General features: G+C 63.5%; 29 protein-coding genes. 12 read left to right on the top strand and 17 right to left on the bottom strand.

From position 1 onward, the window contains the following. Window positions 1-66: 66 nt before the first annotated feature. Window positions 67-609, bottom strand: a complete 543-nt coding sequence (locus ACFE8X_RS14530) for a hypothetical protein (RefSeq protein ID WP_375452204.1) — start codon at window positions 607-609, stop codon at window positions 67-69. Between the two features lie 151 nt (window positions 610-760). On the opposite strand from ACFE8X_RS14530, the gene ACFE8X_RS14525 reads away from it, so the two are divergent. Next, on the top strand, window positions 761-967 hold the full coding sequence (locus ACFE8X_RS14525; RefSeq protein ID WP_375452203.1) for a SlyX family protein: 207 nt from the start codon (window positions 761-763) through the stop codon (window positions 965-967). Between the two features lie 179 nt (window positions 968-1146). On the opposite strand, the gene ACFE8X_RS14520 is transcribed toward ACFE8X_RS14525, so the two are convergent. From ACFE8X_RS14520 to ACFE8X_RS14500, 5 genes are all read right to left on the bottom strand, one after another. Beyond that, on the bottom strand, window positions 1147-2553 hold the full coding sequence (locus ACFE8X_RS14520) for an NAD(P)(+) transhydrogenase (Re/Si-specific) subunit beta (protein WP_375452202.1): 1407 nt from the start codon (window positions 2551-2553) through the stop codon (window positions 1147-1149). Window positions 2554-2558: 5 nt separating this feature from the next. After that, complete coding sequence (locus ACFE8X_RS14515; protein ID WP_375452201.1) at window positions 2559-2861, bottom strand: proton-translocating transhydrogenase family protein; 303 nt, start codon at window positions 2859-2861, stop codon at window positions 2559-2561. Then, window positions 2861-4312 carry a Re/Si-specific NAD(P)(+) transhydrogenase subunit alpha gene (locus ACFE8X_RS14510; RefSeq protein WP_375452200.1) on the bottom strand — a complete coding sequence of 484 codons (1452 nt, stop codon included), beginning with the start codon at window positions 4310-4312 and terminating at the stop codon, window positions 2861-2863. The genes ACFE8X_RS14515 and ACFE8X_RS14510 overlap by 1 nt, the downstream gene beginning before the upstream one ends. 63 nt (window positions 4313-4375) lie before the next feature. Further along, window positions 4376-4537 carry an aa3-type cytochrome c oxidase subunit IV gene (locus ACFE8X_RS14505; RefSeq protein ID WP_375452199.1) on the bottom strand — a complete coding sequence of 54 codons (162 nt, stop codon included), beginning with the start codon at window positions 4535-4537 and terminating at the stop codon, window positions 4376-4378. A gap of 43 nt (window positions 4538-4580) precedes the next feature. Further along, window positions 4581-6392, bottom strand: coding sequence for a M3 family oligoendopeptidase (locus tag ACFE8X_RS14500; protein ID WP_375452198.1), 1812 nt, complete (start codon window positions 6390-6392; stop codon window positions 4581-4583). A 187-nt stretch (window positions 6393-6579) separates the two neighbouring features. Between ACFE8X_RS14500 and ACFE8X_RS14495 the strand changes: the two genes are divergently transcribed. Together ACFE8X_RS14495 and ACFE8X_RS14490 are read left to right on the top strand one after the other, a co-directional pair. Then, entirely contained in the window at window positions 6580-8064 is a 1485-nt protein-coding gene (locus ACFE8X_RS14495; protein WP_375452197.1) for a sigma-54-dependent transcriptional regulator, read from the top strand. 215 nt (window positions 8065-8279) lie between these two features. Continuing rightward, window positions 8280-9386 (top strand): outer membrane protein transport protein, encoded by a 1107-nt coding sequence (locus ACFE8X_RS14490; RefSeq protein WP_375452196.1) that lies wholly within the window; start codon window positions 8280-8282, stop codon window positions 9384-9386. Between the two features lie 446 nt (window positions 9387-9832). Here ACFE8X_RS14490 and ACFE8X_RS14485 read toward each other — a convergent pair whose 3' ends face one another. The 9 genes from ACFE8X_RS14485 to ACFE8X_RS14445 all read right to left on the bottom strand — a co-directional run bounded on the left by ACFE8X_RS14485 (window position 9833) and on the right by ACFE8X_RS14445 (window position 16486). Further along, entirely contained in the window at window positions 9833-10444 is a 612-nt protein-coding gene (locus ACFE8X_RS14485) for a hypothetical protein (protein ID WP_375452195.1), read from the bottom strand. Beyond that, the gene (locus ACFE8X_RS14480; RefSeq protein WP_375452194.1) at window positions 10422-10577 is read right to left on the bottom strand and encodes a hypothetical protein; all 156 of its coding nucleotides are present in this window, start codon (window positions 10575-10577) and stop codon (window positions 10422-10424) included. The genes ACFE8X_RS14485 and ACFE8X_RS14480 overlap by 23 nt, the downstream gene beginning before the upstream one ends. After that, complete coding sequence (locus ACFE8X_RS14475) at window positions 10578-11093, bottom strand: hypothetical protein (RefSeq protein WP_375452193.1); 516 nt, start codon at window positions 11091-11093, stop codon at window positions 10578-10580. Between the two features lie 44 nt (window positions 11094-11137). Next, window positions 11138-12118: a carbohydrate kinase family protein gene (locus tag ACFE8X_RS14470; protein WP_375452192.1), complete on the bottom strand. Its 981-nt coding sequence runs from the start codon at window positions 12116-12118 to the stop codon at window positions 11138-11140. Next, window positions 12115-13161 (bottom strand): ABC transporter ATP-binding protein, encoded by a 1047-nt coding sequence (locus ACFE8X_RS14465; RefSeq protein ID WP_375452191.1) that lies wholly within the window; start codon window positions 13159-13161, stop codon window positions 12115-12117. Before ACFE8X_RS14465 ends, ACFE8X_RS14470 begins: the two co-directional genes overlap by 4 nt. Window positions 13162-13165: 4 nt before the next feature. Next, complete coding sequence (locus ACFE8X_RS14460; protein WP_375452190.1) at window positions 13166-14011, bottom strand: carbohydrate ABC transporter permease; 846 nt, start codon at window positions 14009-14011, stop codon at window positions 13166-13168. Further along, window positions 14008-14886 carry a carbohydrate ABC transporter permease gene (locus ACFE8X_RS14455; RefSeq protein ID WP_375452189.1) on the bottom strand — a complete coding sequence of 293 codons (879 nt, stop codon included), beginning with the start codon at window positions 14884-14886 and terminating at the stop codon, window positions 14008-14010. The genes ACFE8X_RS14460 and ACFE8X_RS14455 overlap by 4 nt, the downstream gene beginning before the upstream one ends. A gap of 70 nt (window positions 14887-14956) precedes the next feature. Further along, a complete protein-coding gene (locus ACFE8X_RS14450; protein WP_375452188.1) occupies window positions 14957-15622 on the bottom strand; it encodes a hypothetical protein in 666 nt (221 codons plus the stop codon). A gap of 99 nt (window positions 15623-15721) precedes the next feature. Further along, entirely contained in the window at window positions 15722-16486 is a 765-nt protein-coding gene (locus tag ACFE8X_RS14445) for an ABC transporter substrate-binding protein (RefSeq protein WP_375452187.1), read from the bottom strand. Between the two features lie 272 nt (window positions 16487-16758). Between ACFE8X_RS14445 and ACFE8X_RS14440 the strand changes: the two genes are divergently transcribed. The 6 genes from ACFE8X_RS14440 to ACFE8X_RS14415 are packed head-to-tail and all read left to right on the top strand — an operon-like array spanning window position 16759 to window position 22409. Continuing rightward, window positions 16759-18081: an NAD(P)H-dependent oxidoreductase gene (locus tag ACFE8X_RS14440; protein WP_375452186.1), complete on the top strand. Its 1323-nt coding sequence runs from the start codon at window positions 16759-16761 to the stop codon at window positions 18079-18081. A 9-nt stretch (window positions 18082-18090) separates the two neighbouring features. Then, on the top strand, window positions 18091-19089 hold the full coding sequence (locus tag ACFE8X_RS14435) for a thiamine pyrophosphate-dependent dehydrogenase E1 component subunit alpha (protein ID WP_375452185.1): 999 nt from the start codon (window positions 18091-18093) through the stop codon (window positions 19087-19089). A 1-nt stretch (window position 19090) separates the two neighbouring features. Then, complete coding sequence (locus ACFE8X_RS14430; protein ID WP_375452184.1) at window positions 19091-20104, top strand: alpha-ketoacid dehydrogenase subunit beta; 1014 nt, start codon at window positions 19091-19093, stop codon at window positions 20102-20104. A gap of 6 nt (window positions 20105-20110) precedes the next feature. After that, window positions 20111-20950, top strand: a complete 840-nt coding sequence (locus ACFE8X_RS14425; protein ID WP_375452183.1) for an alpha/beta fold hydrolase — start codon at window positions 20111-20113, stop codon at window positions 20948-20950. Beyond that, window positions 20947-21408: an alpha/beta fold hydrolase gene (locus ACFE8X_RS14420; RefSeq protein ID WP_375452182.1), complete on the top strand. Its 462-nt coding sequence runs from the start codon at window positions 20947-20949 to the stop codon at window positions 21406-21408. The genes ACFE8X_RS14425 and ACFE8X_RS14420 overlap by 4 nt, the downstream gene beginning before the upstream one ends. 23 nt (window positions 21409-21431) lie before the next feature. Continuing rightward, window positions 21432-22409 (top strand): sugar-binding transcriptional regulator, encoded by a 978-nt coding sequence (locus tag ACFE8X_RS14415; protein WP_375452181.1) that lies wholly within the window; start codon window positions 21432-21434, stop codon window positions 22407-22409. A 51-nt stretch (window positions 22410-22460) separates the two neighbouring features. Here ACFE8X_RS14415 and arsK read toward each other — a convergent pair whose 3' ends face one another. Continuing rightward, window positions 22461-23687 carry an arsenite efflux MFS transporter ArsK gene (arsK, locus tag ACFE8X_RS14410; RefSeq protein ID WP_375452180.1) on the bottom strand — a complete coding sequence of 409 codons (1227 nt, stop codon included), beginning with the start codon at window positions 23685-23687 and terminating at the stop codon, window positions 22461-22463. A gap of 23 nt (window positions 23688-23710) precedes the next feature. Further along, entirely contained in the window at window positions 23711-24223 is a 513-nt protein-coding gene (locus ACFE8X_RS14405) for a DUF6428 family protein (protein WP_375452179.1), read from the bottom strand. Window positions 24224-24270: 47 nt separating this feature from the next. Here ACFE8X_RS14405 and ACFE8X_RS14400 point away from each other — a divergent pair, with 47 nt between their 5' ends. From ACFE8X_RS14400 to arsC, 3 genes are read left to right on the top strand one after another with little or no spacing between them, the layout of a single operon-like run. Next, window positions 24271-24624 carry an ArsR/SmtB family transcription factor gene (locus ACFE8X_RS14400; protein ID WP_375452262.1) on the top strand — a complete coding sequence of 118 codons (354 nt, stop codon included), beginning with the start codon at window positions 24271-24273 and terminating at the stop codon, window positions 24622-24624. Continuing rightward, window positions 24621-25310 carry an aquaporin gene (locus ACFE8X_RS14395; protein ID WP_375452261.1) on the top strand — a complete coding sequence of 230 codons (690 nt, stop codon included), beginning with the start codon at window positions 24621-24623 and terminating at the stop codon, window positions 25308-25310. The genes ACFE8X_RS14400 and ACFE8X_RS14395 overlap by 4 nt, the downstream gene beginning before the upstream one ends. After that, complete coding sequence (gene arsC, locus ACFE8X_RS14390) at window positions 25307-25729, top strand: arsenate reductase (glutaredoxin) (protein WP_375452178.1); 423 nt, start codon at window positions 25307-25309, stop codon at window positions 25727-25729. Before ACFE8X_RS14395 ends, arsC begins: the two co-directional genes overlap by 4 nt. The last annotated feature ends 32 nt before the right edge of the window (window positions 25730-25761 follow it).

Raw genomic sequence — 25761 nt, 5'->3', positions numbered from 1 at the left:
CTTCACATGGCGCGAAAGGGTGGGCGTCGCAAGGACGCATGTCGAGGTAACTGCAAAGATCGCGGATCAGTGCTTGTTGTGATCGACCAGGGCAAACGGCGGAGACCAGCCCCCCGCCAAGGTGGTGAAGCCGATCAGCGAACCCAGGCCGAACCAGACCAGGCCCGGCGCCAGCAGCAGCGCTGCCGCGCCGGACAGGGCCGATACCCGCATGACGGCAACGATCCCGCTCAGCAGCACCAGCATGGACAGCAGGCTACTCACGAACGGATTGGCGAGGGCCAGAGCGAACTGCAACACGATCACTCCGGCGATCAGCGCCGCTACCCAACGCCCAGCCGCTTGCCCTGCATCGCCCTGCTGCCGCATCAAAAAATGGGCCATGCCCCACATTGCCAGCATCACGGCGATGGCCGCAATGCCAATCCAGGCCGGCAATCCGAATGGCGCCGCTGCCAACGGTGCCACGCCCATGGCGTCCATGGTTGCCCCAACCGCAAAATAGGCCAGTGGCGGCACTGCCACGCTGACGCCAAGGCCGAACGCATTGCCGAAGCCGTCCGGGGCGATCGCGTGTTGATGCTCGCCAATACTGCTGATGATCGACATGATCGGATCCTGCCGCCGGTCTATTCGACTGCATCAATGGCCAATGCGTCCGATAAGTTCCCCTTAGGTCAAGTAAGTGCCGCAATCGTCGCAATTGCACCATGTCCCTGCGCACCTTAAAGCTTCGTGCGTTCACCCATGGAGCCCGCCAATGAGCACCCCAGCCGACCGGCTCGACGCCCTGGAAACCCGCATCGCTTATCAGGATGAAACCATAGAGGAGCTGAACGCCACCATCACGGCGCAATGGGCGGTGATCGACGCGCTGAGCCGCAAGGTGAACTTGCTCGACGAACAAGCACGCGCCGTCAGCATCATCGCCGACCCAAGCACAGAGCCGCCGCCTCCGCATTATTGAAACCGGGCCGTCGCATTGTCTTGCCAATCACGGCGTCATTCCCGCGGACGCGGGAACCCATTCTGTTCTGAGTACTCCGCGGCTAAAAAATGGATCCCCGCTTGCGCGCGGATGACGGTGCAATCCCTAGCCAGCACAAGCTGCGAATGGCCGTTCTCGCCGGCCACTGAACGCGTTTGTCAATGCCCCAGCGCTTTGACGATGTCCTCGGTCATCTTCTTGGCGTCGCCGAACAGCATCATGGTGTTGTCGCGGTAGAACAACTCGTTCTGCACCCCCGCATAGCCCGCAGCCATGCCGCGCTTGATGAACAGCACCGTACCGGCGTCCTCGACGTTCAAAACGGGCATACCGTAAATGGGCGACGTCTTGTCGGTCTTGGCCGCCGGATTGGTGACGTCATTGGCCCCGATCACGAAGGCCACGTCCGATTGCGCAAATTCGGAATTGATGTCCTCGAGCTCGAACACTTCGTCATAGGGCACATTGGCTTCCGCCAGCAGCACGTTCATATGTCCCGGCATGCGGCCCGCCACTGGATGGATGGCGTACTTGACCGTGACACCCTCCTTTTTGAGCAGGTCGGCCATTTCGCGCAGCGCATGCTGCGCCTGCGCCACCGCCATGCCATAGCCCGGCACGATGATGACCTTGCCCGCATTCTTCATCAGGAACGCCGCATCGTCCGCCGCGCCCTGCTTGACCGGGCGATTGTCTTCGGTGGCGTCTGCCGCGGCCCCGCTGTCGCCGCCGAACCCGCCCAGGATCACCGAGATGAAACTGCGGTTCATCGCCTTGCACATGATGTAGGAAAGAATCGCGCCCGACGAGCCGACCAGTGCCCCGGTGATGATCAGCGCCGTATTGCCCAGCGTGAAGCCGATGCCCGCCGCCGCCCATCCCGAATAGGAATTGAGCATGGATACCACGACCGGCATGTCGGCGCCCCCGATCGGAATGATCATCAGCCCGCCCAGCACCAGGGCCAGGATGGTGATCAGCCAGAAATAGGCCGGGTTGCCGGTCGTGGTCAGCAGATAGATTAGCCCCAGCAGCACCACGCCGATCGCGATATGGATCGCGTGGCGCGCCGGCAGGATGATCGGCTTGCCGCTCATATTGCCGTTGAGCTTGGCAAAAGCGATGATCGAACCGGTAAAGGTGAAGGCGCCGATCGCCACCCCGATGCTCATTTCCACCAGCGCCTGCGCATGGATAGCTCCGACCACGCCGATACCGAACGCCTCGGGCGCATAAAGCGCCGCCGCCGCTACGAACACCGCCGCCAGGCCCACCAGCGAGTGGAATGCCGCCACCAATTGGGGCATGTCGGTCATCTTGACCGTGCGCGCCATATAGGCGCCGATGCCCCCGCCCAGCGCCAGCCCGCCAATGATCAAGACCCAGCTGATCCCATCGACCGGCGCCGCCAGCGCCAGCGTCGTCACGATGGCGATGCCCATGCCGATCATGCCGAAGCGGTTGCCCTGCTGGGCCGAGCGTGGGTTGGATAGCCCGCGCAGCGCCAGGATGAACAGCACGCCCGAAAGCAGGTAGAACAGGGCCGCGATATCCGCAGAAATCATGGCGATCAACTCTTTTTCTTGTACATGGCCAGCATGCGCTGGGTGACGAGGAAACCGCCAAAAATATTGATGCTGGCAAACACCAGCGCAATAAATCCGAAGGCCTTGGACACCCAATTGCCGTCCGTCGCCAATTGCACGCCCACGGCGAGCAAGGCGCCCACCACGATCACCGAGGAGATGGCATTGGTCACGCTCATCAGCGGGGTATGCAGCGCCGGAGTGACCGACCAGACCACGAAATATCCCACGAAGATCGCCAGCACGAAAATGGCAAGCCGGAAGGTGAAGGGATCGATGGCTTCCATCACGGAACATCCTTGGCTGGGGGAACGGGCTTTTTGGGTGCGGCTGGTTTTTTCACCGCGGGCTTTTTGGCCACGCTCACTGGCGCTGCTGCATCGGCGAGAGCGGCAAGCTTCTTGGCCGCCGGCCGCGCCTTGGGTGACACTGGAGCGACCGCCTCGGCCGCAGCAGGGATCGATTGCTGCGCGTCCGGCGCCGCCTTCTTGGGCACGTCCGCCATGGCCGCCACCACCGCCGGCTTGGCCAGCGCCGGCTTGGCAGGCGGCTTCCTTGCCGCAATTGCCGGCAACTCGGCCGCAGGTTTAGGCGCCGCCACCAGCGCCGCCGCCGCAAACTGCGGATGCACCACTGCGCCATCGCGCGTCAAGACCGTCGCCTTGACCAACTCATCGTCCCAGTTGACCGCCAGCGTCTTGCTCTTGGCATCGATCAGCGTCGTGACGAATGCCAGGAGGTTGCGCGCATAAAGCTGACTCGCCGTGGTCGGGATGCGGCCCTGCATATTGCTGTAACCGATGATCTTGATGCCGTTGTGCTCCACGATCCGGTCCGGCACCGTCAATTCCACATTGCCGCCTCGCTCGGCCGCCAGGTCGACGATGACCGAGCCCGGCGCCATCGCCTCCACCATCGCCCTGGTGATCAGTCTCGGCGCCGGACGCCCCGGAATCAGTGCCGTGGTGACCACGATATCCTGCTTGGCGATGTGCGACGCGGTCAGTTCGGCCTGCTTGGCCTGGTAGGCCTCGCTCATCTGCTTGGCATAGCCGCCCGCGGTTTCGGCCTGCTTGAATTCTTCGTCCTCGACCGCGATGAACTTGCCGCCCAGGGATTCCACCTGCTCCTTGGCTGCCGGCCGCACATCGGTGGCCGATACCACGGCACCCAGCCGCTTGGCCGTGGCGATCGCCTGCAGCCCCGCCACGCCGGCCCCCATTACGAACACCTTGGCCGGCCGCACCGTACCGGCCGCCGTCATCATCATGGGAAACGCCCGCTCGAACGCGGCGGCCGCCTCGATCACGCCCTGATAACCGGCCAGATTAGCCTGCGACGACAAGATGTCCATCACTTGCGCGCGCGTGATGCGCGGCATGAACTCCATGGCCACGGCGGTAACGCCTGCTTGCGCCAATGCGGCGATCTCGCCGTCATTGCCATGGGGATCGAGCGCCCCGATCACCAGTGCGCCGCGGGCGACGCCGGCAAGGCTGGCCGCAGCCGGGCGGCGCACCGTCAAGACGATCGCGGCATCCTTGAGCGCCGCCTGGGCGCTTGCCGCAATGCTGGCTCCGGCCGCCGCATAATCGGCATCCGCAATTCGCGAGCCGGCACCGGCCTGGGTTTCGATGCTGACGCTGGCACCCAGCGCGATCAGCTTGCCTACGGTCTCCGGCGTCGCGGCGACACGATTTTCGCCAGCGAGGGGCTCGCGCACAATAGCGATTTTCATAGAAAGCTCCTGCCCGCCCGCCCGGGGGCAGGCTCGCTGCAATGCCCGGGGTCGGTGAAAACCTTAGGGACGGATCGCGAAATAAAGAATGATCACCAACACGGCAGTGGCCAGAACGCCGTATTTGACTGCGGTCACGAAGCCCGAATAGGTCTGTTCGTGCTGCGCGTAATCCATCGCGCTTTCTTTTTCCAAGGGGGGCAGTGGTTCGTGCTTGCTAGCCATGTCATCCTCAAAATACAGCGGGCCCGATCATCGTCGCCCAGGATCAATTCGGGCTGGTTGCGTCCAGTTCGTCGATCAAGCCTTCGATCATCGACAAACCCAGCGACCAGAACTGCGGGTCCTTCGCATCAAGCCCGAACGGCGCCAGCAGTTCGGAATGGTGCTTGGAGCCGCCGGCTTTGAGCAGTTCGAAATAGCGATCCGCAAAGCCGTCTTCGGCCTTCTCATACTGCGCGTAGAGCGAGTTCACAAGGCAATCGCCGAACGCATAGGCATAGACGTAGAACGGGGAATGGATGAAGTGCGGGATATAGCTCCAGAAGATCTCGTAGCCCTCGTTGAGCGCGATGCCCTCGCCCAGCGATTCCGCCTGCACGTCCAGCCAGATGGCATTGATTTCCTCGGCTCGTAGCTCGCCCTGCCGGCGCGCCGTATGCACCTTGCGCTCGAAGCTGTAGAAGGCGATCTGCCGCACCACCGTGTTGAGCATGTCCTCGACCTTGGAGCTCAGCAGTGCAAAGCGCTGCTTGGGATCGGTGGTCTTGGCCAGAAGCGAGCGGAACGTCAGCATCTCGCCGAACACCGAGGCCGTCTCGGCCAGCGTCAGCGGCGTGTTGCTCAGCAGCGGCCCCTGTGCCGCCGCCAGGCGCTGATGCACACCATGGCCCAATTCATGGGCCAGCGTCATGATATCGCGCGAGCGGCCCATATAGTTGAGCATCAGATAGGGATGAGCGCTGGGCACGGTCGGGTGTGCAAAGGCGCCCGAAAGCTTGCCCTCCCCCACCGGCGCATCGATCCAGCCCGAATTGAAGAACGGCGCCGCCACTTCCGCCAGCTTGGGCGAAAATTTGCCATAGGCCTCCAGCACCGTCGAGACCGCGCTGTCCCAGTCCCAAGTCCGCTCGTCGCTGGTGGGCAGCGGCGCATTGCGGTCCCAGGCATTGAGCTTGTCCTTGCCGAACCAGCGTGCCTTCATCTTGTAGTAGCGATGGCTGAGCCGCGGATAGGCCTCGCGCACCGCGCTTTGCAGCGCATCGACCACCTCGCGCTCCACCGAATTGGCCATGTGCCGGCTGTCGGCGATGTCCTCGTAACCGCGCCAGCGATCGGAGATTTCCTTGTCCTTGGCCAACACATTGGTGATGTGGGTGAACAGCCGCGCGTTTTCACCCAGCGTCTTGCTGATGGCATGATAGGCGCTTTCGCGCTTGGCCCCGTCACGCTCGGACAACAGGTGCAACGCCGCTTCCAACGTCAGCGTCTCCCCGTCGACCTCCAGCCGCAGGCTCGCCAGCGTCTCGTCGTAAAGCCGGTTCCACGCCGAATAGGCAGTCACCGACTTGTCGCGGAACAGCTCTTCGAGCTTGTCGTCGAGCTGGTACGGCTTGGCCTTGCGCAGTTCGGCGAACCAGGTGCGATAGCGCGCCAGCTCCGGGCTCTGTGCGAAGGCCGCCTCCAACACATCGTCATCGATCCGGTTCAGCTCCAGCTCGAAAAACAATACTTTGGTGGACAGGTTCGTCAGCGCCTCGTTGGTATCGCCCATGAACTTGGCACGATCGGGATCGATGGTGTTCTGCGCATACTGCAAAAACGAGAACGAGCCGATCTTGCCGGTCAAATCGCCCAGCGCCTCCGTCCGCGTGATGGCCTCGATCAGCCGACCGGCCTTGGTCAGCTCCGTCAGCTTGCCCTTGTAGTCGGCTTCGAACGCCGCTGCGTCCGCTTTGGCCCGCTCCAGGTCAGCCTTGAACTCGGCGCTGTCCCGGCCCGGATACAAATCCGCCAGATCCCAGACCGGCAGGGCCCCCAGCTGATTGTGCCCCTTCTGGCTTGCGGCTTGATCGGTCATGGCATGCTCTCCGGCTGGTCCGAAATGAGCGCGGACCATAGCCAGCGGAACTGCGGATGTGAAGAGCGGCACCGATAACCCCGGTCGATCAGGCAAATTCCCATGATTAATCCCCTCTTAAGTCCGCTCCCGCAAACTTCTCCCAAAACGGCACACCGCGATTCGAGCGGGAAACGACCGAGGGTTCATGACGCGGGTTCTGATTGTTGACGATGATCCGGTGCAGTTGCGCCTGACCGCCGAAGTGGCCAATCGCGCCGGCTTCAAGCCTTTGCTCGCCACCGGCGGCGAACAGGCGCTGGCCATCCTGCGCGAGGATCGCAATATCGGCGCCATGATCCTTGATCTGGTCATGCCCGACCTCGACGGCATGGGCGTTATGGAAGTGATGACCCGCGAAGGGCTCGCCACGCCCGTCATCATCCAGACTGCCAATGCATCGCTCGAAACCGTCGTCACCGCCATGCGTCAGGGCGCGGCCGACTATTTCGTCAAGCCGGTTGCCCCCGAGCGTCTGGTCATTTCGCTGCGCAACGCCATGAAGCTGGATGCTCTGGAAACCGCCATTCGCTCCGAACGCGCGCGCCGCTCCGGCACCTTCACCGCCGCCGACATGATCGCTAAGGCACCCGCCATGGCCCGCGTGCTCTCGCTGTGTGCCAAGGCCGCCAAAAGCCCCATCCCGGTACTCATCGAAGGGGAGACCGGCGCCGGCAAGGAACTGATTGCCCGCATCATCCAGGGCACGGGCGATCGCGCCGGCAAGCCGTTCATCACCGTCAACTGCGGCGCCATTCCCCCCAATCTGGTGGAATCCATCCTGTTCGGCCACAAGAAGGGCAGCTTCACCGGTGCCATCGCCGACCAGGCAGGCAAGTTCGCCGAAGCCCACAACGGCACGCTGTTTCTCGATGAAGTGGGCGAACTCCCCCAGGCGGTCCAGGTCAAGCTGCTGCGCGCCCTGCAGGAGGGCGAAATCGAGCCGCTCGGCGCTACCCGGCCCGAACGGGTCAATGTCCGGCTCATCTCCGCCACCAACCGGCGCCTGCTCAACCTGGCCAAGTCCGGCGAATTTCGCGAGGACCTGTACTATCGGCTCAACGTCTATCCCATCTACGTGCCGCCATTGCGCGAGCGCATCGAGGATGTGCCGGCATTGGTCACCCATTTTGTCGCCCGCTTCGCCGCCGAAGCCGGCAAGCGCGTCCTCGGCATTTCGCCCGCCGCGCTCGACCTGCTGACCGGCTACAGCTGGCCCGGCAATATCCGCCAGTTGGAAAACGCAGTCTATCGCGCTATCGTCCTGACCGATGGAGCCTTCCTCGAAACCGTCGATTTTCCCCAGATCGTCGCCCAGACCGGCGGCCGCGAACTGGCCGCGCGGGCCATCGAGGCAGCGCCCGTGCAACAAAGTCCGATCCACATCGACAATGCCCTGGGCCGCCAACGCTATGCCCCCGACACCATTGCCCCGATCGATCGTTTCGTCACCCCCACGGGCGAAGTCACCGCCTTGGCCGAAATCGAACGCGCGGCCATCGTTTTTGCCATCGAGCATTATGGCGGCCGCATGTCTCAAGTTGCTCGTGCCCTCAAGATCGGCCGCTCGACGCTCTATCGCAAGCTGCACGAATATGGCCTCGCGCAAACCCTCGTCAGCGACGCGGCCTAGGCGGTCATAATTTATCCGGCGTGCCATATGCAGCTCGTTGGCCGGCATGACAGCTCGCTCCCAGTCGGAGCCGTACAGCATCGGTACATCAGTCTTGCAACACGCACTGACTGACTTGGATGCACGTGCGCAGCCCATTTTGACGTTCGGCTAACTTATTGCAGCTATGTTTTCGAACGGGCTGTAACAAAATTTGCTGAGCGAGAAGAATCCGCATGAATATGAAGCGTCTGTTCGGCGCAATGGCTGGCTTGGCAGCAAGTCTCCCTTTTATTGCGGGAGCCTGTGCTGGAGGACTTGAAGCCAACGGTTACGACTGGGATCTTCTGTTTGACCCGGCACCCTATGCGACCAAGGCCACCGCGACCTATGTCCATATTGAAAAGAACGTGACCAATCCTGGCGTCATGCCCGGAACGGTGTCAACCACCCCTGCGCGCATGCATTACAATGTCGGCTTCAAGGCCGACGTCCTCGACATGGCCAGTTGCCTGGTTACGGTCCAGAACCCGTATGGGTCGAATTCCGCGCGCACCAACGCTTACGCCGCCTTGACCCAACAGGCCGTCAGCGAATCCGTTCGCTCCACCGATACCGGCTTGACCTGTGCTGTCGGCATAGAGGCCGGCCCAGGCGTTCTCAGCGTGATCGGCGGTATCTCCGCCCAGAACCTGAGCTATCAGGCATCCATTCCCACCGGCCTGATCACCAGTAGGCCTCTGTCCATCGATGGCTGGTCCACCGGCTGGCGCGCGGGCCTTGCCTATGAAATCCCCGAATACGCCCTGCGGGTCAGCGCCGTCTACAATGCGCCGGTGCATTATACCCTCGAGGGTACCGCCTTTGGCGGCACAGCCTCGGCCGACGTCACCACCCCCCAATCTTTCGAGCTGCGCGGACAAACCGGCATTGCACCCGGTTGGCTGGCCCTTGGCTCGGTCAAGTGGGTGGACTGGTCCACCCTGCAGCGCCTGAGGGTGACAACAATCGGTGCGCCGCTGGTGTCCAGCTTTGGCTACCGGGACGGCTTGACCGTTACCGCTGGTATTGGCCACGCCATCAGCGAGCAGCTAAGCCTTGTCGGCACCGCAAGCTGGGATCGCGGTACCTCGGTGCCCGGCGCCAGTGGCGTGCTGACTGCCGGCAGCCAGACCGACCGTTACGGTCTCGCCCTGGGCGCAATCTACACCATCTCGCCCAGTGTTCAGCTCACTGGCGGCGTGTCGGCGAGCACGCTGGCCGCCGGCTCCAACGCCAAGGGTGAAAGCTGGGACACCGGCTATGTTTATACCGTCAGCGGCGGGATCAAGGCTTCCTTTTAGCCGCTGCGCGTTCGCTATCCGATACGTCTGCATGGACCGCTGCCTTCGATCGCGTTTGTGACCACAAGTGCGGCCAAATGCCCGGAGCCGGAATCGAGGTCGGTACGGCAAGTGCAACACCAAGCATGTGCCTGTTCGACACACGAATCACACGCGTTCAACAGCAAGAGCAAATATTTGGCTTTGCCGATCGAGGGCCTCTGACAATCGCTAGCCGCGAGGCGCTGAGGACGAACGCAACAACCAACACGATCGCCATAGCATTGGGCAAGATCGGCAAATTGACCGGTACCCTAACGGGCGCTGGAGATCTGAGGCTGGCAGGTGACGGCACCTTGACGTTGACCGGAGCCGATGCAGGTTTTTATGGCGCCCTGTCCCATCGCATCGACCTTGTGCCGACCCGTAAGATCGACCAATTGAGGCAATGGCCGACGTCAGTACACTCAGTGGCTGAATGCAGGATTGAGCGAGCGCAGGTGCCGATAATGGCTCGGCGCGTTCCAATCCGGCTGATACCCCAGAAGGCTCTGGAAGAACGCGGCCGACAAGCGATAGTCTTCCGTCGCATTTTCGCGATAGGTCCACCAGAAACCGGCTTGATCGATCTTGGGGCTGACCGTCGCGTTCTCGCTGTATTCCTGAGCAATGACGGCGTCGTGGACCAGCAGGCAGAAATGGGTCAGCACGAAGCCTTCCGGCCAGAACATCGCGCCGGCGTCGGACCGTACTCCCACTGCGCCACTCAATCTGATCGGCATGGTCTTGATCAATTCCTGCAACATGAGGCTGGCGGCAAAGTCGAGGAACTCCCGACGACCCTCGCCGGTGCGTGGTCGCTCCCGCTCAAGCGCGCGCAGCCAAGAAACGAATGCCGTGCCCAGCCGCGTATGGTCGATCTCGAACGCGCCGCCCAGCTCCTCGCCCGACTGCCGGACATAGCTTGCGAACGCGGCTCGAAACCAGCGCATCTGGCGCGCTGCCAGGCGCAATGGCGCATTGGTTTGCGGCAGTCTTGCGAACCGGCGCGCCGCCTCAGATGTGAGCTGCGAATTCATGGTACAGCCTGGTGAAATTCTCGCGATTTCCGGCCTTCGAGGCGTCGACTATGTCCGTGCGCAGCGCCACCGCCACATCCTGGGCGGCCAGCAGCGCCTGCTCGTTCTCCTCGTCCGACCGCTCCGATTGCAACTACAGCATTGCGGAAAACACCGCGACCGGGCGAAGGTCGTCGCTGGCCATGATACCGGTGTCCCCAGGCACAGGACCCCGGATTACGCCGTCGGCAAGCAGTTGCAGTGTCAGGTCGGCCGCCAGTCCGTTGGTTTCGCCCGCGAGTGCAAGCGTTTTTTCATAGGCCGCGCGGGCCGCAAGCTCGCTGACGAACTGGTCTGGTACCTCGAACCGCTGGAAGAAATGCTGCAGCGCCCAATAGAGTGCGCCGGCAAAGGCCGCGCTGTCCACGTCCTCGGGCAGCTGGATTGCGCTGGTTTGCGTGCCGCCCAGAACCTTGCGGGCCAGGTTCGAGGCCGCGGCATCAAGGCCAGTCGCGAACACGCTCACTTCCCGTACGGCCCTGCCGGCCATTTCGCCCGCAGGACCCGGCAATGGCGGGGCTGGCATATCGCGCAACGATGCCTTTACCCGCCGCAGCACATGCCGCACGCCGCGCAGCGCTTCGCGGATCGGTGCAGGATCGGGCCGCATGGAAACTTCCTTGAACACATCGCCTCCAGACGCCCGATATTAGCCTAGCCCAACGCCCGCACCAAGTGCATCTTGTTGTGCGCAACGTGCCGCTGGATAAATTCAAGCGTGTTTTGATAGGTGCTCACGCCGGCCTGGCTGCCCAGCCCGGTCGCATTCTGGGCCGATGAGGCCTGGGCGAGCCGCATGCTGTCTTCATCGGGCAGCCCGTAATGCAATCCGGTGGCAAAGCCGCCGTTGAAGCAGTCGCCGCAGCCGCAGGTGCAGACCACCTCGACCTTGTAGGCGTCCTGCGTGAAGCTCGTACCGTTGCGATGCTGGTAATAGGCCCCGTCCGCGCCCAGCGTGAGAATGACGCAGGCTGCGCCCCTGTCGATCAAGAATTGCGCCAGGTTGCGATGGCCGGTCAGGCCCGACAGCGCCTGGGCCTCCTCCTCCGATGGCAGGAAATAGTCGGTATGGGGCAGCAGGCGCTCGACTTTCAACAGGTCGGCTGGCGTTGAGGCATAGATGTCGAGGGTGGTGATCACGCCGCGGCGCTTGGCCTCGCGCATCAATTCCTCGGTGCGCCCGCTATCGTCCATCCGGTTCATCAGGCCGACGCCCCCGACATGCAGGATCTTGGTGTCCAGCACGTCGTCGATCTGTGAGTCGGCGACGAAGAAGCCATCGGTCGCCCCACGCTTGTGCAAGGCGGGACGCGCCCCGTCGGGTCTGGTGGTGACCAATGACGACGATGTGGTGAAGCCGGGGCAGCGCTGCATATGGGTGGTGTCCACCCCATAATGGGCCAGCTTCTGCAGCACCCAGTCGCCCATATCGTCATTGCCGACGCCGCCGACGGCGCGCGACCGCAAGCCATGCTTTGCCGCCACGATCACCGCACTGCCGGCGGCTCCCGACACGGCCAGCGTCAGTTCGTCGACAAAGTAGGTGCCGCCAGCCGGCGCGATATCGGTCACCGGCCGGCAGAGCGCATCGAAGGTGATGAAGCCGACGGCGGTATAGTCGAAGCGCGGGCTCATTCGGCACGCTCGATTCTGCGCCCGTCAAGCCCGAAGAAGTGCAGGTGGCCCGGATCGACCGCCACGCCGACGGCAGCGTCGATCGGCGATCGGAACGTGCGCGGCGCCTTGATCTCGATATGCCTGCCCCCCACGTCCAGCGTCAGGTAGGTCATGTCGCCCGTCGGTTCGACGCCAAAGACCGTACCCACGACGTCCGTGCCCGGAATCTGGCAGTCCTCCGGCCGGAAACCCGCGGTGACCTTGCCCCGGACGTGCGGCGGACACGGCACCGTGACGCCGGGCGCGGTAAACACCCCGCCCTCGGCCTGCCCCTCGACCAGGTTCATCGGCGGGCCGCCGATGAAGCCGGCGACGAACACATTGGCCGGGTTGGAATAGATCTGGTCGGGCGTGCCGATCTGCTGGATGATGCCCTTGTCCATGATGACGATACGGTCGGCCAGCGTCATCGCCTCGATCTGGTCGTGCGTCACATAGATCGTGGTGATCTTGAGCTGGCGCTGCAGGTGCTTGATCTGGACACGCATGCTCGCGCGCAGCTTGGCATCGAGGTTGGACAGCGGCTCGTCCATCAAAAAGACCTGTGGCTTGCGCACCACGGCCCTGGCCAGCGCGGCACGCTGGCGCTGGCCGCCCGATAGTGCGCCCGGCTTGCGCTCGAGCAGATGTTCGAGTTCCACCATGCTGGCGGCGCGCCGGATCAACCCGTCCTGATCCTTGGCCGGCACACCCCGCATGCGCAGCGGAAAGCGGATATTTTCGTAAACGCTCATATTGGGGTAGAGCGCATAGCTCTGGAACACCATGGCCACGTCGCGGTCGCGCGCATCCACGTCGTCCACGATCTCGTCGCCGATGACGATACTGCCTTCCGTCGGCGTATCGAGCCCGGCAATCATGCGCATGGTCGTGGTCTTGCCGCAGCCCGAGGGCCCCAGCAGCACTAGGAATTCCTCGTCTTCGATGTCGAGCGACATCTTCTCGACGCCGGTAAAGACGCCATAGCGCTTGACGATGTTGTTCAGCCTGATCGACGCCATGCGTTTACCCTTTCACAGCGCCCATGGTCAGCCCGCGCGACAGATGCCCCTGGATGAGGATGACCAGACCCAGGATCGGCACGAACGCGATGAACGAGACCAGAGCGATAGCATTGTAGATGACCCCGTCCGACCCGCCGGTGAAATTGGCCAGCGCCACCGACATGGTATAGGCGTCCGACGTGGAGGCGATCAGCAGCGTGAACAGGAATTCGTTGATGGCAAAGATTGCCGCGATCACTGCTGCGGTGATGATGCCCGGCAGGCACGCCGGCACCACGATTTCCCACATGATGCGCAGATCGCCCGCCCCATTGGTGCGCGCCGCGTCCTCCAGGTCCTTGGGAATATCGAGCATATAGGAGCGGATGATCCAGGTGACCAGCGACAGGTTGACCGCCGCATAGATGATCATCAGCGCCCAGACCGTGTCGAGCAGCCCCAGCCAGCGGAACAGGAAAAAGATCGGCACCGCCACGATGGCAGGCGCCATCATGCGGGTAGAAAGGATATAGAAACCGATATCGTCCCGCCCCTTGAATTCGTAGCGGCTGAGCGCGAAGGCGGCGGGGATGGCGAGGGCGAGGTCGATGATCACCGATCCCGTCACCGCCACGATCGAGTTGCGCAGATAGTCCCCGATCGGCCAGTCGTTGATCAACAGCGTCCACGCATCGAGTGAGAAGGTGGGCCAATAGATCGGCGAGGGGGTGATGATCTCGGTGCGGGGTCGGAAGGCGATGGTAAGAAACCATACGATCGGCGCAAGGCAGACCAGCGCCCAGCTTCCCAGCACCAGGTAGCGCAGCACCAGGCTTCCCGCCCGGCGGGACTTTCGCGCCTTTGTCATGGCGTTTTCCCCGAATGGAAGGCGCGCTTGACGATGGTCTGCGCCAGGATCGTCATCACGATCAGCATCAGCACCGAGGCGGCCGAGGCATAGCCGAAGCTGAACATGCGAAAGCCCTGGCGATAGATGAAGTAGCTCATCGTCTCCGTCGCGCCGCCAGGCGAGCCCTGCGTCATGATATAGACATTGGCGAACATGGTGGTGATATCGATGCCGCGCAGGGTCACCGCGACCACGATGATTGGCCGCATCATCGGCAGCGAGATGTTCCAGAAGATTGCGGGCCAGCTGGCGCCGTCGAGCCGCGCCGCTTCCTCGATTTCCTGGTCCTGCCCCTGCAGGCCCGCGACGAAAATGATGAACAGGAACGGCGTCCATTGCCAGACATCGGCGACGATCAGGATCAGGCGCGCCAGCCATTCCGAGCCGGTCCAGTCGACATAGGTCTCGACCAGGCCAAGCCGCATCAGGAGATCCGAAATCACCCGGCCATCGTTGAAGGCCAGCTTCCACATGAACGCGACAGCCGAGGGCATGAACAGCATGGGCATGAGAAAGACGATGCGCCAGCCGCGCACCAGCGGGTCGCGATAGGCAAAATAGGCCAGCGCCAGCGCGATGCCGGACTGCAGGGCAAGCGAGATGCTGCCGATGATCGCGGTATTGCCCAGCGCCGCCCAGAATTCGCGGTCGCGCAGGATGCCGGCGTAATTGTTGAGCCCGGCGAAAGTCCAGGAATTGAAGCGGACGACGAACAGGCTCTGATAAATGGCGAAAATGCCGGGATAGAGCGTGATCACCAGAAGGTAGATGACCGCCGGCCCGACCAGCAGGTAGGGAAACGCGCGGCGCAGCCAGGGGCTGCGCCGGCGCATCACGGCGCGTGGGAGGCTCGGGGTGGAAGCGCCACCCCAGCCGTGATTGGTGTGGACGCGTCCGTGGTCATCAGAACGGCAGCGCCTTGCCCTCGCCCTGGTAGAGGCCGGGCTTGATATCGGCAAAGGCGACAGGGCCGGTGCCGCCGCTGAAGCCGTTCTTTTCCATGATCGCCTTCCAGGCGGTCTGGCCGTTTTCCAGCGCTTCCTTGCCCGAGATCTGCCCGCTGATGGCGCGGTTGATCTCGTTGCCCAGGGCCTGCTCCATTTCGAACATGCCGGGCAGGCGCGGCGCGCACCAGGCGTGTTCGAGGCTGTTGGCCCACACTTCCATGGGCTGCGACACGGCGCGCAGCTTGGCGTTGGCCAGCACCGAGCGATAGCCGGGCGCGACGCCATTGGCATTGGCCTCGTTCATCGCCATGATCGAGGACGTGGTCAGGAAGGCCAGCATCAGGAAGGCGCCTTCCGGATTCTGCGCGCTGGCGGCCACACAGGAGGTCGACCCGGCAATATTGGGCGGGGCGAATACGCCGCCGGCGATGCGCGGCTCGTAGATGGTGACGAAGTCGTCGACGATCTTGGACTGGTCGGGGCGCATCGCCTGCGTCCCCGAATCCTGCCAGCTGATATTGGCGGCGACCTGGCCGCCCAGCCAGGCGGCGCGGTTTTCGCCCCAGCCAGCTGCCGACACGCCCTCGATGGCGTTTTTCTGCAGCGCCAGGATGATGTCCATGGCCTTGATGCCCGCCTCGCTGGTGAGCGTGGGGTTGAACTGCTCGTCGAACAGCTGCAGTCCGGCCTGGGCGCCAATGTGCTCCCAGGTATAGGTGGCCTAGAAACCGCGGGCGCCCATCATGCCGATGCCGCGGACATCGCCCCCCAGCTTGGCGGCTTCGCCCGTCACCCGGATCAGCTCGTCATAGCTGGGGACCGAATTGACGCGGTCGATCTCGCCACCCAGGATCGGCTCCATGATGGACTTGCGCAGATGCACCATCTGGATATCGCAGTCGAACGGCAGTCCCACCAGCTTGCCGCCGAAATAGCCGTAGTTCAGCTTGTACGTGTCATAGAAATCGTCGAGCGGCAGGTTCCACTTGGCGGCATAGTCGTCGAGCGAGGCCAGAAAGCCCGGCGCGGCGAAATCGCCAAGCCACGGCGAGAAAAATTGCAGCGCGTCGAACGAGGCATTGCCGGAAATGAATTCGGCGATCGCCTTGTCGTAAAAGCTGTCGTCCGGAATTGGCACCAGCTCGACCTTGATCCCCGACAATTGTTCGAACGGCACCAGTCCTTGGCCGGCCGACTCAAGATCCGCAGCGCCGATGGCGAAACGGACGCTCTTGCCCGCCTGCTCGGAGCGCACCTTTTCCCAATCCACGGTGCGGATCCAGTCTTTGGCCGGGTCCCACAGCGGGTCGCTGCTCATCTTGTAAAGCGTACGGTAATCCTCGCGCACGTAGCCATCGACGGAAATGCCGTCGAGCACGCCGTCAATGTCCGGCAGGTCCTGCGCGAAAGCAGGAAGCCGCAGGCTCGATGCCACACCCACGACACCAAAGGCAGTACCCATCCGCAACAGCGAACGGCGAGACATTTTCGATCCCAAAACCATAACTGATCATCCTCCCTGGATTAGGCTACTCCGTCGCGAAAAATCGTCTAGCCGGTTTCTTCTCCTCACTCCTCGGAGACAGCGGCATCGTACGGTCGCAAGGCGTACTTTCGTTACACTAAATTATCATGTGTTCAGACAATTTGCATGTCAACACCCAAAATACGCGGTTCGCGGTGCCGTATTATTAGAACTTATGATTTACAAAAGAACATATGTTCATTTAACTGAGGGTAGTTGGAGGAGAAGCATCGATGCCCACGAATGTCGCGCTCACCGGTTTGGCCAATGACTTGGCGTTGCGCGCTGCCGGAGGCACGCCCATCCGCATCGGATTGGTCGGCGCCGGGGAAATGGGCACCGATATCGTCAGCCGTGTCGCCCACATGACAGGCATCGAAATCGGCGCCATCAGCGAGCTCAAGCCCGGCGCGGCCCGCCGCTCGGTCGAAATCGCCTATGGCGATACCGAGCGCGCCGCCGAGGTCTTGACCACCGATGCCGCCAACGCCGCCATCGAGGCCGGCAAGGTGGCCGTGACCGACAATGTCCAGGTCCTGCTGGAGTCGGGGCTGATCGACGTCGTCGTCGACGCCACCGGAATTCCCGCCGTCGGCGCGGAGATCGGCCTGTCCGCCATGGAGCGTGGCAAGCATCTGGTCATGATGAATGTCGAGGCCGACGTCACCATCGGCGCTTACCTGCGCCACGAGGCCGAACGCCTGGGCGTAATCTATTCGCTCGGCGCCGGCGACGAGCCGTCATCCTGCATGGAGCTCATCGAATTCGTCAGCGCCATGGGCCATCGCATCGTCAGCGCCGGCAAGGGCAAGAACAATCCGCTCAACATCGACGCAACGCCCGACCTTTATGAGCAAGAGGCGATCAGCCGCCACATGAACCCGCGCATGCTGGTCGAATTCGTCGATGGCTCCAAGACCATGGTGGAAATGGCCGCCATTGCCAATGCCACCGGCCTCATCCCCGACCGTCCCGGCATGCACGGGCCGGCCGTCGGCCGCGACGAGCTCAATCGCGTGCTCGTGCCGCAATCGGCTGGCGGCATCCTCTCCTCGGGCGATGGCCGGGTCGATTACACCATTGGCAAGGGCGTCGCACCGGGCGTGTTCGTTGTCGCCGAAATGGACCATCCCCGCGTCCGCGAGCGGATGGAAGACCTCAAAATGGGCCAGGGCCCCTACTTCACTTTTTTCCGCCCCTACCATCTGACCTCGCTCGAAGTGCCGCTGACCTGCGCCCGCGTCGTGCTCTACGGCAAGGCCGATATGGTGCCCCTGCCCCAGCCGGTGGCGGAGGTCGGCGCGGTCGCCAAGCGGAACCTGCATGTCGGCGACACGCTCGACGAAATCGGCCAGTTCACCTACCGCGCCTGGATCATGGAGGCGGTCGAGGCCCGTCAGCATGGCGCCCTGCCTTGCGGTCTGCTGGCGGGCGCCAGGGTCACCCAGACGATCCGCAAGGGCGAGTTGATCACCAGGGCCAATACGCAAGTCCTTGCCGGCAGCAAGATCGCCATTTTGCGCGCGCGCCAGGACGCCATGCTGGGCCAGGCTTGAGAGGCAGATATGAACGAGATCGACAACCGCCCCTTCGCCATCCGCATCTACCCGGCCGAACGCCTGCGCGAGGCCTTGCACAAGATGTATCTGATCCGCGCCTTCGAGGAGGGCGCCGAGGACAGTTATACCCGCGGCCTGATCCACGGCACCATGCACCTGTCGATCGGCCAGGAAGCCAGCGCCATGGCCACCTGCATGGACCTGGCGCGCACCGACAAGATTACCTCGACCCATCGCGGCCATGGCCATTGCATTGCCAAGGGCGCCGATGTGGGGCGCATGCTGGCCGAGTTCTTCGGCAAGCAAACCGGCTATTGCCACGGTCGCGGCGGCTCGATGCACATTGCCGATATCACCACCGGCAATCTGGGCGCCAATGGCATTGTCGGCGGCGGTCTGCCCATTGCCGTTGGTTCGGCCCTGTCGGCGAAGCGGCTGGGCAAGCCCGATGTCACCGTCTGCTTCTTTGGCGACGGCGCCAACAATGAAGGCGCCTTTCACGAAGCTCTCAACATGGCCGCGATCTGGAAACTGCCGGTCGTCTTCGTTTGCGAAAACAACAAATACGGCATGTCGACCTCGACCGAACGTTCCACCGCCGTCAAACAGATCGCCGAGCGCGCCGCCGCCTATGCCATGCCGGGTGTCACCGTGGATGGCAACGACTTCTCCGCCATCGCCCAGGCCGCCCATGCCGCCATTGCCCGCGCCCGGGCCGGCGAAGGTCCGAGCCTTGTCGAAAACATGACCTATCGCTGGCGCGGCCATTCCAAGTCCGACCGCAACCGCTACCGCACCAAGGACGAGATCGAGTCCTGGATCGCGCTCGACCCCATCCTGCGCTTCCGGTCCGAGCTGGTTGCCCATGGCGTCATCAGCGAAGCCGACGGCGACACCATAGCGGCCACCGCCCGCGCCGAAGTCCGCGACGGCATCGAATTCGCCAAGGCCAGCCCGTCCCCCAAGCTCTCCGAAGTCACCCGCTTCGTCTATGCGGACGCCTGACATGAACGCCGTTGCCCCCGCCACCGAGACCCGCGTCCTGAGCTATGCCGAAGCCATCCGCGAGGCCATGGCCATCGCCTTGGAGCGCGACCCCACCGTGGTGCTGATGGGCGAGGATATCGGCGTCTATGGCGGCGCCTTCCAGGTGACCCTCGACCTCGTCGACCGTTTCGGCACCGATCGCGTCATCGACACGCCGATTTCCGAACTGGGCGGCGCCGGCGTTGCCGTTGGCGCAGCGCTGACCGGCCTCAAGCCCATCTTCGAGTTCCAGTTCTCCGACTTTGCAGCGCTGGCCATGGAGCAGATCGTCAATCAGGCCGCCAAGCTGCGCTACATGCTGGGCGGCGAGGCCGCTGTCCCGGTCGTCTTCCGCATGCCCGCGGGCTCTGGCACTGGTGCCGCCGCCCAGCACAGCCAGAGCCTTGAAGCCTGGTTCGGCCACGTCCCCGGCCTCAAGGTCATCCAGCCCTCGACGCCCGAAGACGCCAAGGGCATGCTCCTGGCCGCCCTCGACGATCCCGACCCCGTGCTGATCTTCGAGCACAAGCTGCTCTACAAGATGAAGGGCGATGTGCCCGAAGGCCATTACATCACGCCTATCGGCAAGGCGGCGATCCGCCGCCCCGGCAGCCAGCTCACCATCGTTGCCAGTTCCATCATGGTGCATCGCGCGCTTGAAGCCGCCGAGACCCTCGCCGCCGAGGGCGCCGAGATCGAAGTCATCGACCTGCGCTCGATCAGGCCGGTGGATCACGAGACTATCATTGCCAGCGTGCGCAAGACCGGCCGCCTGCTGGTGGTCTACGAGGGCGTCAAGAGCTATGGCGTCGGCGCCGAGATCAGCGCCATGATCGCCGAAAGCGATGCCTTCGATTTCCTCGATGCGCCCATCCTGCGCCTGGGTGGCGCCGAGTCGCCCATCCCTTACAATCCCGAACTCGAAAAAGCTGCCGTCCCGCAGGTCGATACCATTATCGCGGCAGCGCGCCGCCTCGTCCGGCGCGAGGTCTGACCCGCCATGCCCACCGAAGTCATCATGCCCAAGGTCGATATGGACATGACCCACGGCACCTTCGCCACCTGGCACGTCGCCGAGGGCGCCGAAGTCCGCCAGGGCGATCCGCTCTTTGATATCGAAACTGAAAAGGCCGCCATGGAGGTGGAAGCGCCGGTTTCCGGACGCCTGCGCCATATCGCCGCCCAACCCGGCGACCGCATTGCAGTCGGCGCCGCCATCGCCTGGCTCTATGCCCAAGGTGAAACCGAAACGCCGCCCCCCGCTGCCGCGACCTCGCCTCCGCCCCCAGTCCAGGCCGCCGCGCCCGTTGCAACCCAGGCAGCCGCAGCGCCTCCCGCCGCTCTCGACCTATCCAGCCCCCTCGCCACCCCGGCCGCCCGGGCCGCTGCGCGCCGCGCCGGCCTCGAACTCGCCGACATTGCCGGCACCGGTCCCCAAGGCCGCATCCAGCGCGACGACATCGACACCCTGGCCCGGGCCCCCGCGCCGACGCCTGCGGCACCCGCCATCTGGCATCCCCAGCCCGGCGCGCTCAACCTTACTCGCCGACCCGGCACCGGCATGCCGCTCCTGTTGCTGCACGGCTTCGCCGCCGACTCCAAATCCTGGGCCCCGCTCGAAAACGCATTGGCTGTCGACCGCCCCCTCATCCGCATCGACTTGCCGGGCCATGGCCGCTCCCCGCAGCGCAGCATCGACAGCTTCGCCGCGCTGGCCAGGATGCTGGTCGAGGCCTTCGACGCCGCCCTGCCGGACAGGGGCGCCACCCACATCCTCGCCCATTCCCTTGGCGGTGCCCTGGCGCTGGCCATTGCCGACATCCGTCCGCGCCAGGTATGAGCCTCACGCTCATCGCCCCCGCGGGCCTTGGCCCGCAGATCGATGCCGAGACCTTGATTGGCATCACCCGCGCCAGCCATCCCACGAGCCTTGCGCCCTGGCTGCGCAACTTGGTCGCCGATCCAAAGACCATCAGCGACCACTATGCCGCCGCCGCCTTCCGGCAGCGCACCGACCCGGCCATGCGCGCCGCCCAGGCCGATATGGCCAACGCCCTGTTCCGCGACGGCACGCAGACCTTCGACTTGCGCCCGGCGCTGGCCCGGCTGCAAGTCCCGGCACAGATCGTGTGGGGCCGGCAGGATCGCGTGCTGCCTTTCCAGCAGGCCCTGGCTGCTCGCGGCGAGTTCGGACTGCATCTTGTCGAAGGTGCCGGACATCTTCCACACTACGAGGTTCCCGAAAGGATCGCTCGAATTGCCATGCGGTTTATGGCAGGGGTAGAAGCATCGACCTAGATGTTACCCCTCGTGAGGCACGCATGGAGCCGGCCGTTATCGCCGCCCTTACCCAGAAGGAACCGGACCGCCTTCGGGCGAGAGCCGTCTGGCTTTACCACGTCGAAGGACGAACCCAGAACGAGATTGCCAATCTTTTGGGCATCAACCGCATCGCCGTGGTCCGCCTGCTTGCCGACGCCCGCCTGCGCAACGAAGTTCGGGTGACGATCTCCGCCCCGCTGGCCGAACTGGTGAGCCTGGAACGGCAGGTGGAGCTCCGCTTTGGCATCGGCCGCGTGGTGGTGGCCCCGTTCTCCGATCCCGAGGGCGATCCGACACGGGTCATCGCCGCCGCGGCGGGCAGCGTGATTTCGGCGCTCATGCGACCCGGAATGACCGTCGGCGTCGGCTGGGGGCGCACGCTTTACAACACCTTGCCCTTCATTTCAGGTGGCACGCTGGACAGCTTTCGTGTCGTTTCGCTCTTGGGGGGGATAGCGGCGGCACGCCGCTTCAACCCCGCCGAATTTGCCTGGCAGTTTGCCGAACTGTTTCAGGCCGAAGGCTTCCTGATCCCCGCCCCCGCCGTCGTCGACAGCCCCGATACCCGACATGCCCTGCTCGAGCGATGCGGCCTGTCGGCAATCTTTGAAATGGCCGAAAAGCTCGACGTCGCGATCTTGTCGGTTGGCGGCATCTCGTCGCTGACCACCAGCTACCGAACCGGCTACCTGTCGGAGTCCGACCGGCGGTCGCTCATCGATGCCGGCGCCGTCGGCGACGTATTGTACAATTTCATCGATCTGGATGGCGATATCGTCGATCACGAGGTCAACTATCGGGTGATCTCGGCAAGCCTGGACAAACTCAAGCGCACTCCCGAAAAACTGCTCATCTCCGGTGGCAGGGAAAAGCACAACGCCATCCGCGCCGCCATCCGCACGCTGCAGCCCACGACCCTGATAACGGACGAAATGACCGCGACTGCCTTGGTGACCACGGGCGTCAACGCCGCCTAGCCCAGTGCAATCGGGTGACGCCTGCAGGAGTCTGACCCCGGGATCGTCATGTCACCGCAGCAGTGCTCGCCTGCATTTTCCCGGATGAGTGGCCAGCACCGCTATGGCGGCGAACACGACGATAGCAATCGATCCTATGCCGGCGGTAGCCCACAATGCCGCTGGCACTCCGATCTGGCCCATCACCACGGCCAGGATGAAGGGCGAGACGGCCGAGGCCGTCTGCCGGGCGGAGGACAGCCATCCTAACTTGGCGCCGTACCGTTCGCGCCCATAAAGCTCGAGCGGCAAGGATCCCGATATGATGCTGGTCAAACCCGAGCCGAGGCCGAACATCACGGCGAAGGCGACGGCCCAGGCAATCGATGGTGCAGTCAGCGCTAGGATCGCAATGCCCACCGGGAGCAACAAGGCCGTGACGATACCGAGACGGGTCGCGGGAAAATCCTTGCCGAACATCATGTTGGTTAGCCGCGACAACACCTGGGCCGGCCCGAACAGGCTCGTTACCAGCAGCATGCCGCTGCCCATGCCGAGTGCGGTCAGGATGGGAACGATCTGCAGCAAAATGGCCGAGAGCACGAAGCCTTCGATGGCGAAGCCGAACAGCAATAGTCCAAAAGCCATCCGACGCCGGTTTACCGGCATAACGCCTTCGGGCCCGGCGCTCGGATCGCTGAGGGTCTCGCCTGCCGGTTCGCCGGCAAGGCCGGTCCCCATCCGCCCCAGCCGGAAATGCAGCGGCGCACAGACCAACAGGTTGATGGCGGCGAATATTCCGTACACGGCACGCCAATCCATAATGGACAGCAACGTTGCAGTAAGCGGCCAGAAGATGGTGGAGGCGAACCCGGCGATCAGCGTCAAATGGGTGATGCTGCGCTGCGCAGTGCGGCCGCCGAGCTGCACCAGCGCCGCAAAGGCCGCCGCATAGAGCACCAGCGTCGAGGCCAATTCCATCAGCAACAGCGCGGCGGAAAACAGATACCCATCTGCAGCGACCGCTGCCAGCGCCAGCGATGCGGCAGCGATTATGGACCCGATTGTCATCGTGCGCGCGGCCCCGAAGCGGTCGACAAGGTGTCCGCTGAAGGGGGAAATCAATCCTCCAGCCAGCAGGGCTATGGTCAGAGCGCCGAAAATCCATTCCGGCGGCCAGCCGAAGGTCTGCCCGATCGTCGGTGCGACCGCGCTGAACGAATAGTAGAGCGTGCCATAGCCAATGATCTGGGTCACGCCCAACGCCCAGATGGCGCGGGCCGGAATGCGCGAAGTCATGGTGAAGTCCTTGGACGGAGCGGTTAGCAGCAGCTCGTTTTGCCATGGGGTGCACAGCAGGCCGGTGCCGCCGCTTCCTGCTCTGCGCGGTGACGGGGCTTGCAGATGGCCGGACGGGCTGCGAGTCGCAGCACGGCGGTTTCGTTTTCGATGGCGACATCGGCGACGTCGAACACCTGCATGGGTTCGCCCGGACGGCTGACCTCAAAGGTCAGCCGGGCATCGCCGTTGAGCCGCACCTTGCGGTCCACCAGGACGAGGATGCCGCAAAACTTGGCCACGGTCATGAAGGTGCGCCCCTCGCTGGCCGCAATATCCTCGACCTGCAGCACGGTTTCCTGCCAGGCGTCGGGGTTGCCGCCGCAGTCCAGCGTGACGAAGGAACCCGCCTTGACCTCGGTAACATGGTAGCCGGGCTGGATGCGTCGGTCGGCGTAGTCGATGACCAATAGCTTGGCCTCGTGGCTTTCCAGCGCCGCCAGCAACTGGTCCAGCGAGGCGTCGGTCGGAACAAGAGGGGTGGCGTGCCCGTCCACGATGGGATATCCTTCATTTCAATTATTGTTGAGATATTGAAATGAAAATGGAAGAACATCAAGCCCTCAATGCGTTTGGTGCCTTGTCGCAGCAAACCCGACTCAGGATGGTCCGCACCCTTGTGGTCGCGGGGCCCGATGGCCTGGCCGCCGGAGCCGTCGGCGCTGCGGTGCGCGCTTCCTCATCAAGTGCGTCGTTTCATCTGTCGCACTTGGAAAGAGCTGGGTTGATCACCTCGCGGCGCGAGGCTCGCTCCATCATCTATTGTGCCAACTATGATGGCTTGGCCGGGCTCATCGCCTTCCTGATGGAGGATTGCTGCCAGGGTCGACCCGAGATTTGTGCGCCGGCTGCCCAGACGGCCGCAAATTGCCGCGTACCGACCTCCGCCGCATCATGAGCAATCTGGCCCGCCGCCTGGTGGCAGAAGGTCTGGGGACCGGGTTGCTGGTCGCCACCGTCGTCGGTTCGGGGATCATGGCGCAGACACTGACCACCGATTCGGGTTTGGCACTGCTTGCCAACACCCTCGCCACGGGCGCTATTCTGGTGGTGTTGATCACCATATTTGGGCCGATATCCGGGGCGCATTTCAATCCCGCCATATCATGGGTTTTTGCCCTTCGGAAAGAGCTGAAGACGGCAGACGCGGGGCTCTATATCCTGGTTCAGGTAATTGGTGGCGTCACCGGCACGATGGCCGCGCATCTCATGTTTGCCCAGTCCGTGCTGCAAGTGTCGACACACGTCCGCACGGGTGGGCCACAATGGCTTTCCGAGGGCGTAGCTGCCTTTGGCCTGGTCACCGTCATTCTGGCCGGACTGCGCTTCCAGCGGACTGCCGTCCCCTGGCTGGTCGGGCTCTACATCACCGCTGCTTACTGGTTCACCGCATCGACCTCGTTTGCCAATCCCGCCGTGGCCATCGCTCGGTCCCTGACCGACACATTTTCGGGCATCCGTCCGCTGGACCTGCCCGGGTTCATCGCCGCTCAACTGGTCGGTGCATTGCTGGGGCTGGCCCTGATGACCTGGCTGTTGCACGGACCGGGGCTGGCCATGGACGAAACGAAAGCTGCATCATGACAATCACCATCTACCACAACCCCGATTGCGGCACGTCCCGCAACACGCTGGCGATGATCCGCCAGTCCGGCGAGGAACCCAGGATCATCCTTTACCTGCAAACGCCGCCCGGCCGCGACACGATCAAAGGTCTGGTTGCGGCTTCCGGACTGACCCTGCGCCAGGCGCTGCGCCAGAAGGATACCCCTTACGCCGGCCTTGGCCTCGACAATCCCCATCTGGACGACGCGGCGCTGCTCGATGCCATCGCCATGCACCCAATCCTGCTCAACCGGCCTTTCGTGGTGACACAGCAGGGCACCCGGCTTTGCAGGCCTTCAGAAGTCGTGCTCGATATCCTGCCCAACCCGGATATTGGCCCGTTCACCAAGGAAGATGGAGAGGTCATCTTGAACGCGCCGGGCAGGCGCGCGCTCTGATGGACGACCGGCTCTGAAGCGATGAACTGCCC

This window comes from uncultured Devosia sp. (genome assembly GCF_964244875.1).
Lineage (GTDB): Bacteria > Pseudomonadota > Alphaproteobacteria > Rhizobiales > Devosiaceae > Devosia.
This window is presented reverse-complemented; position numbering and strand designations above follow the sequence as displayed.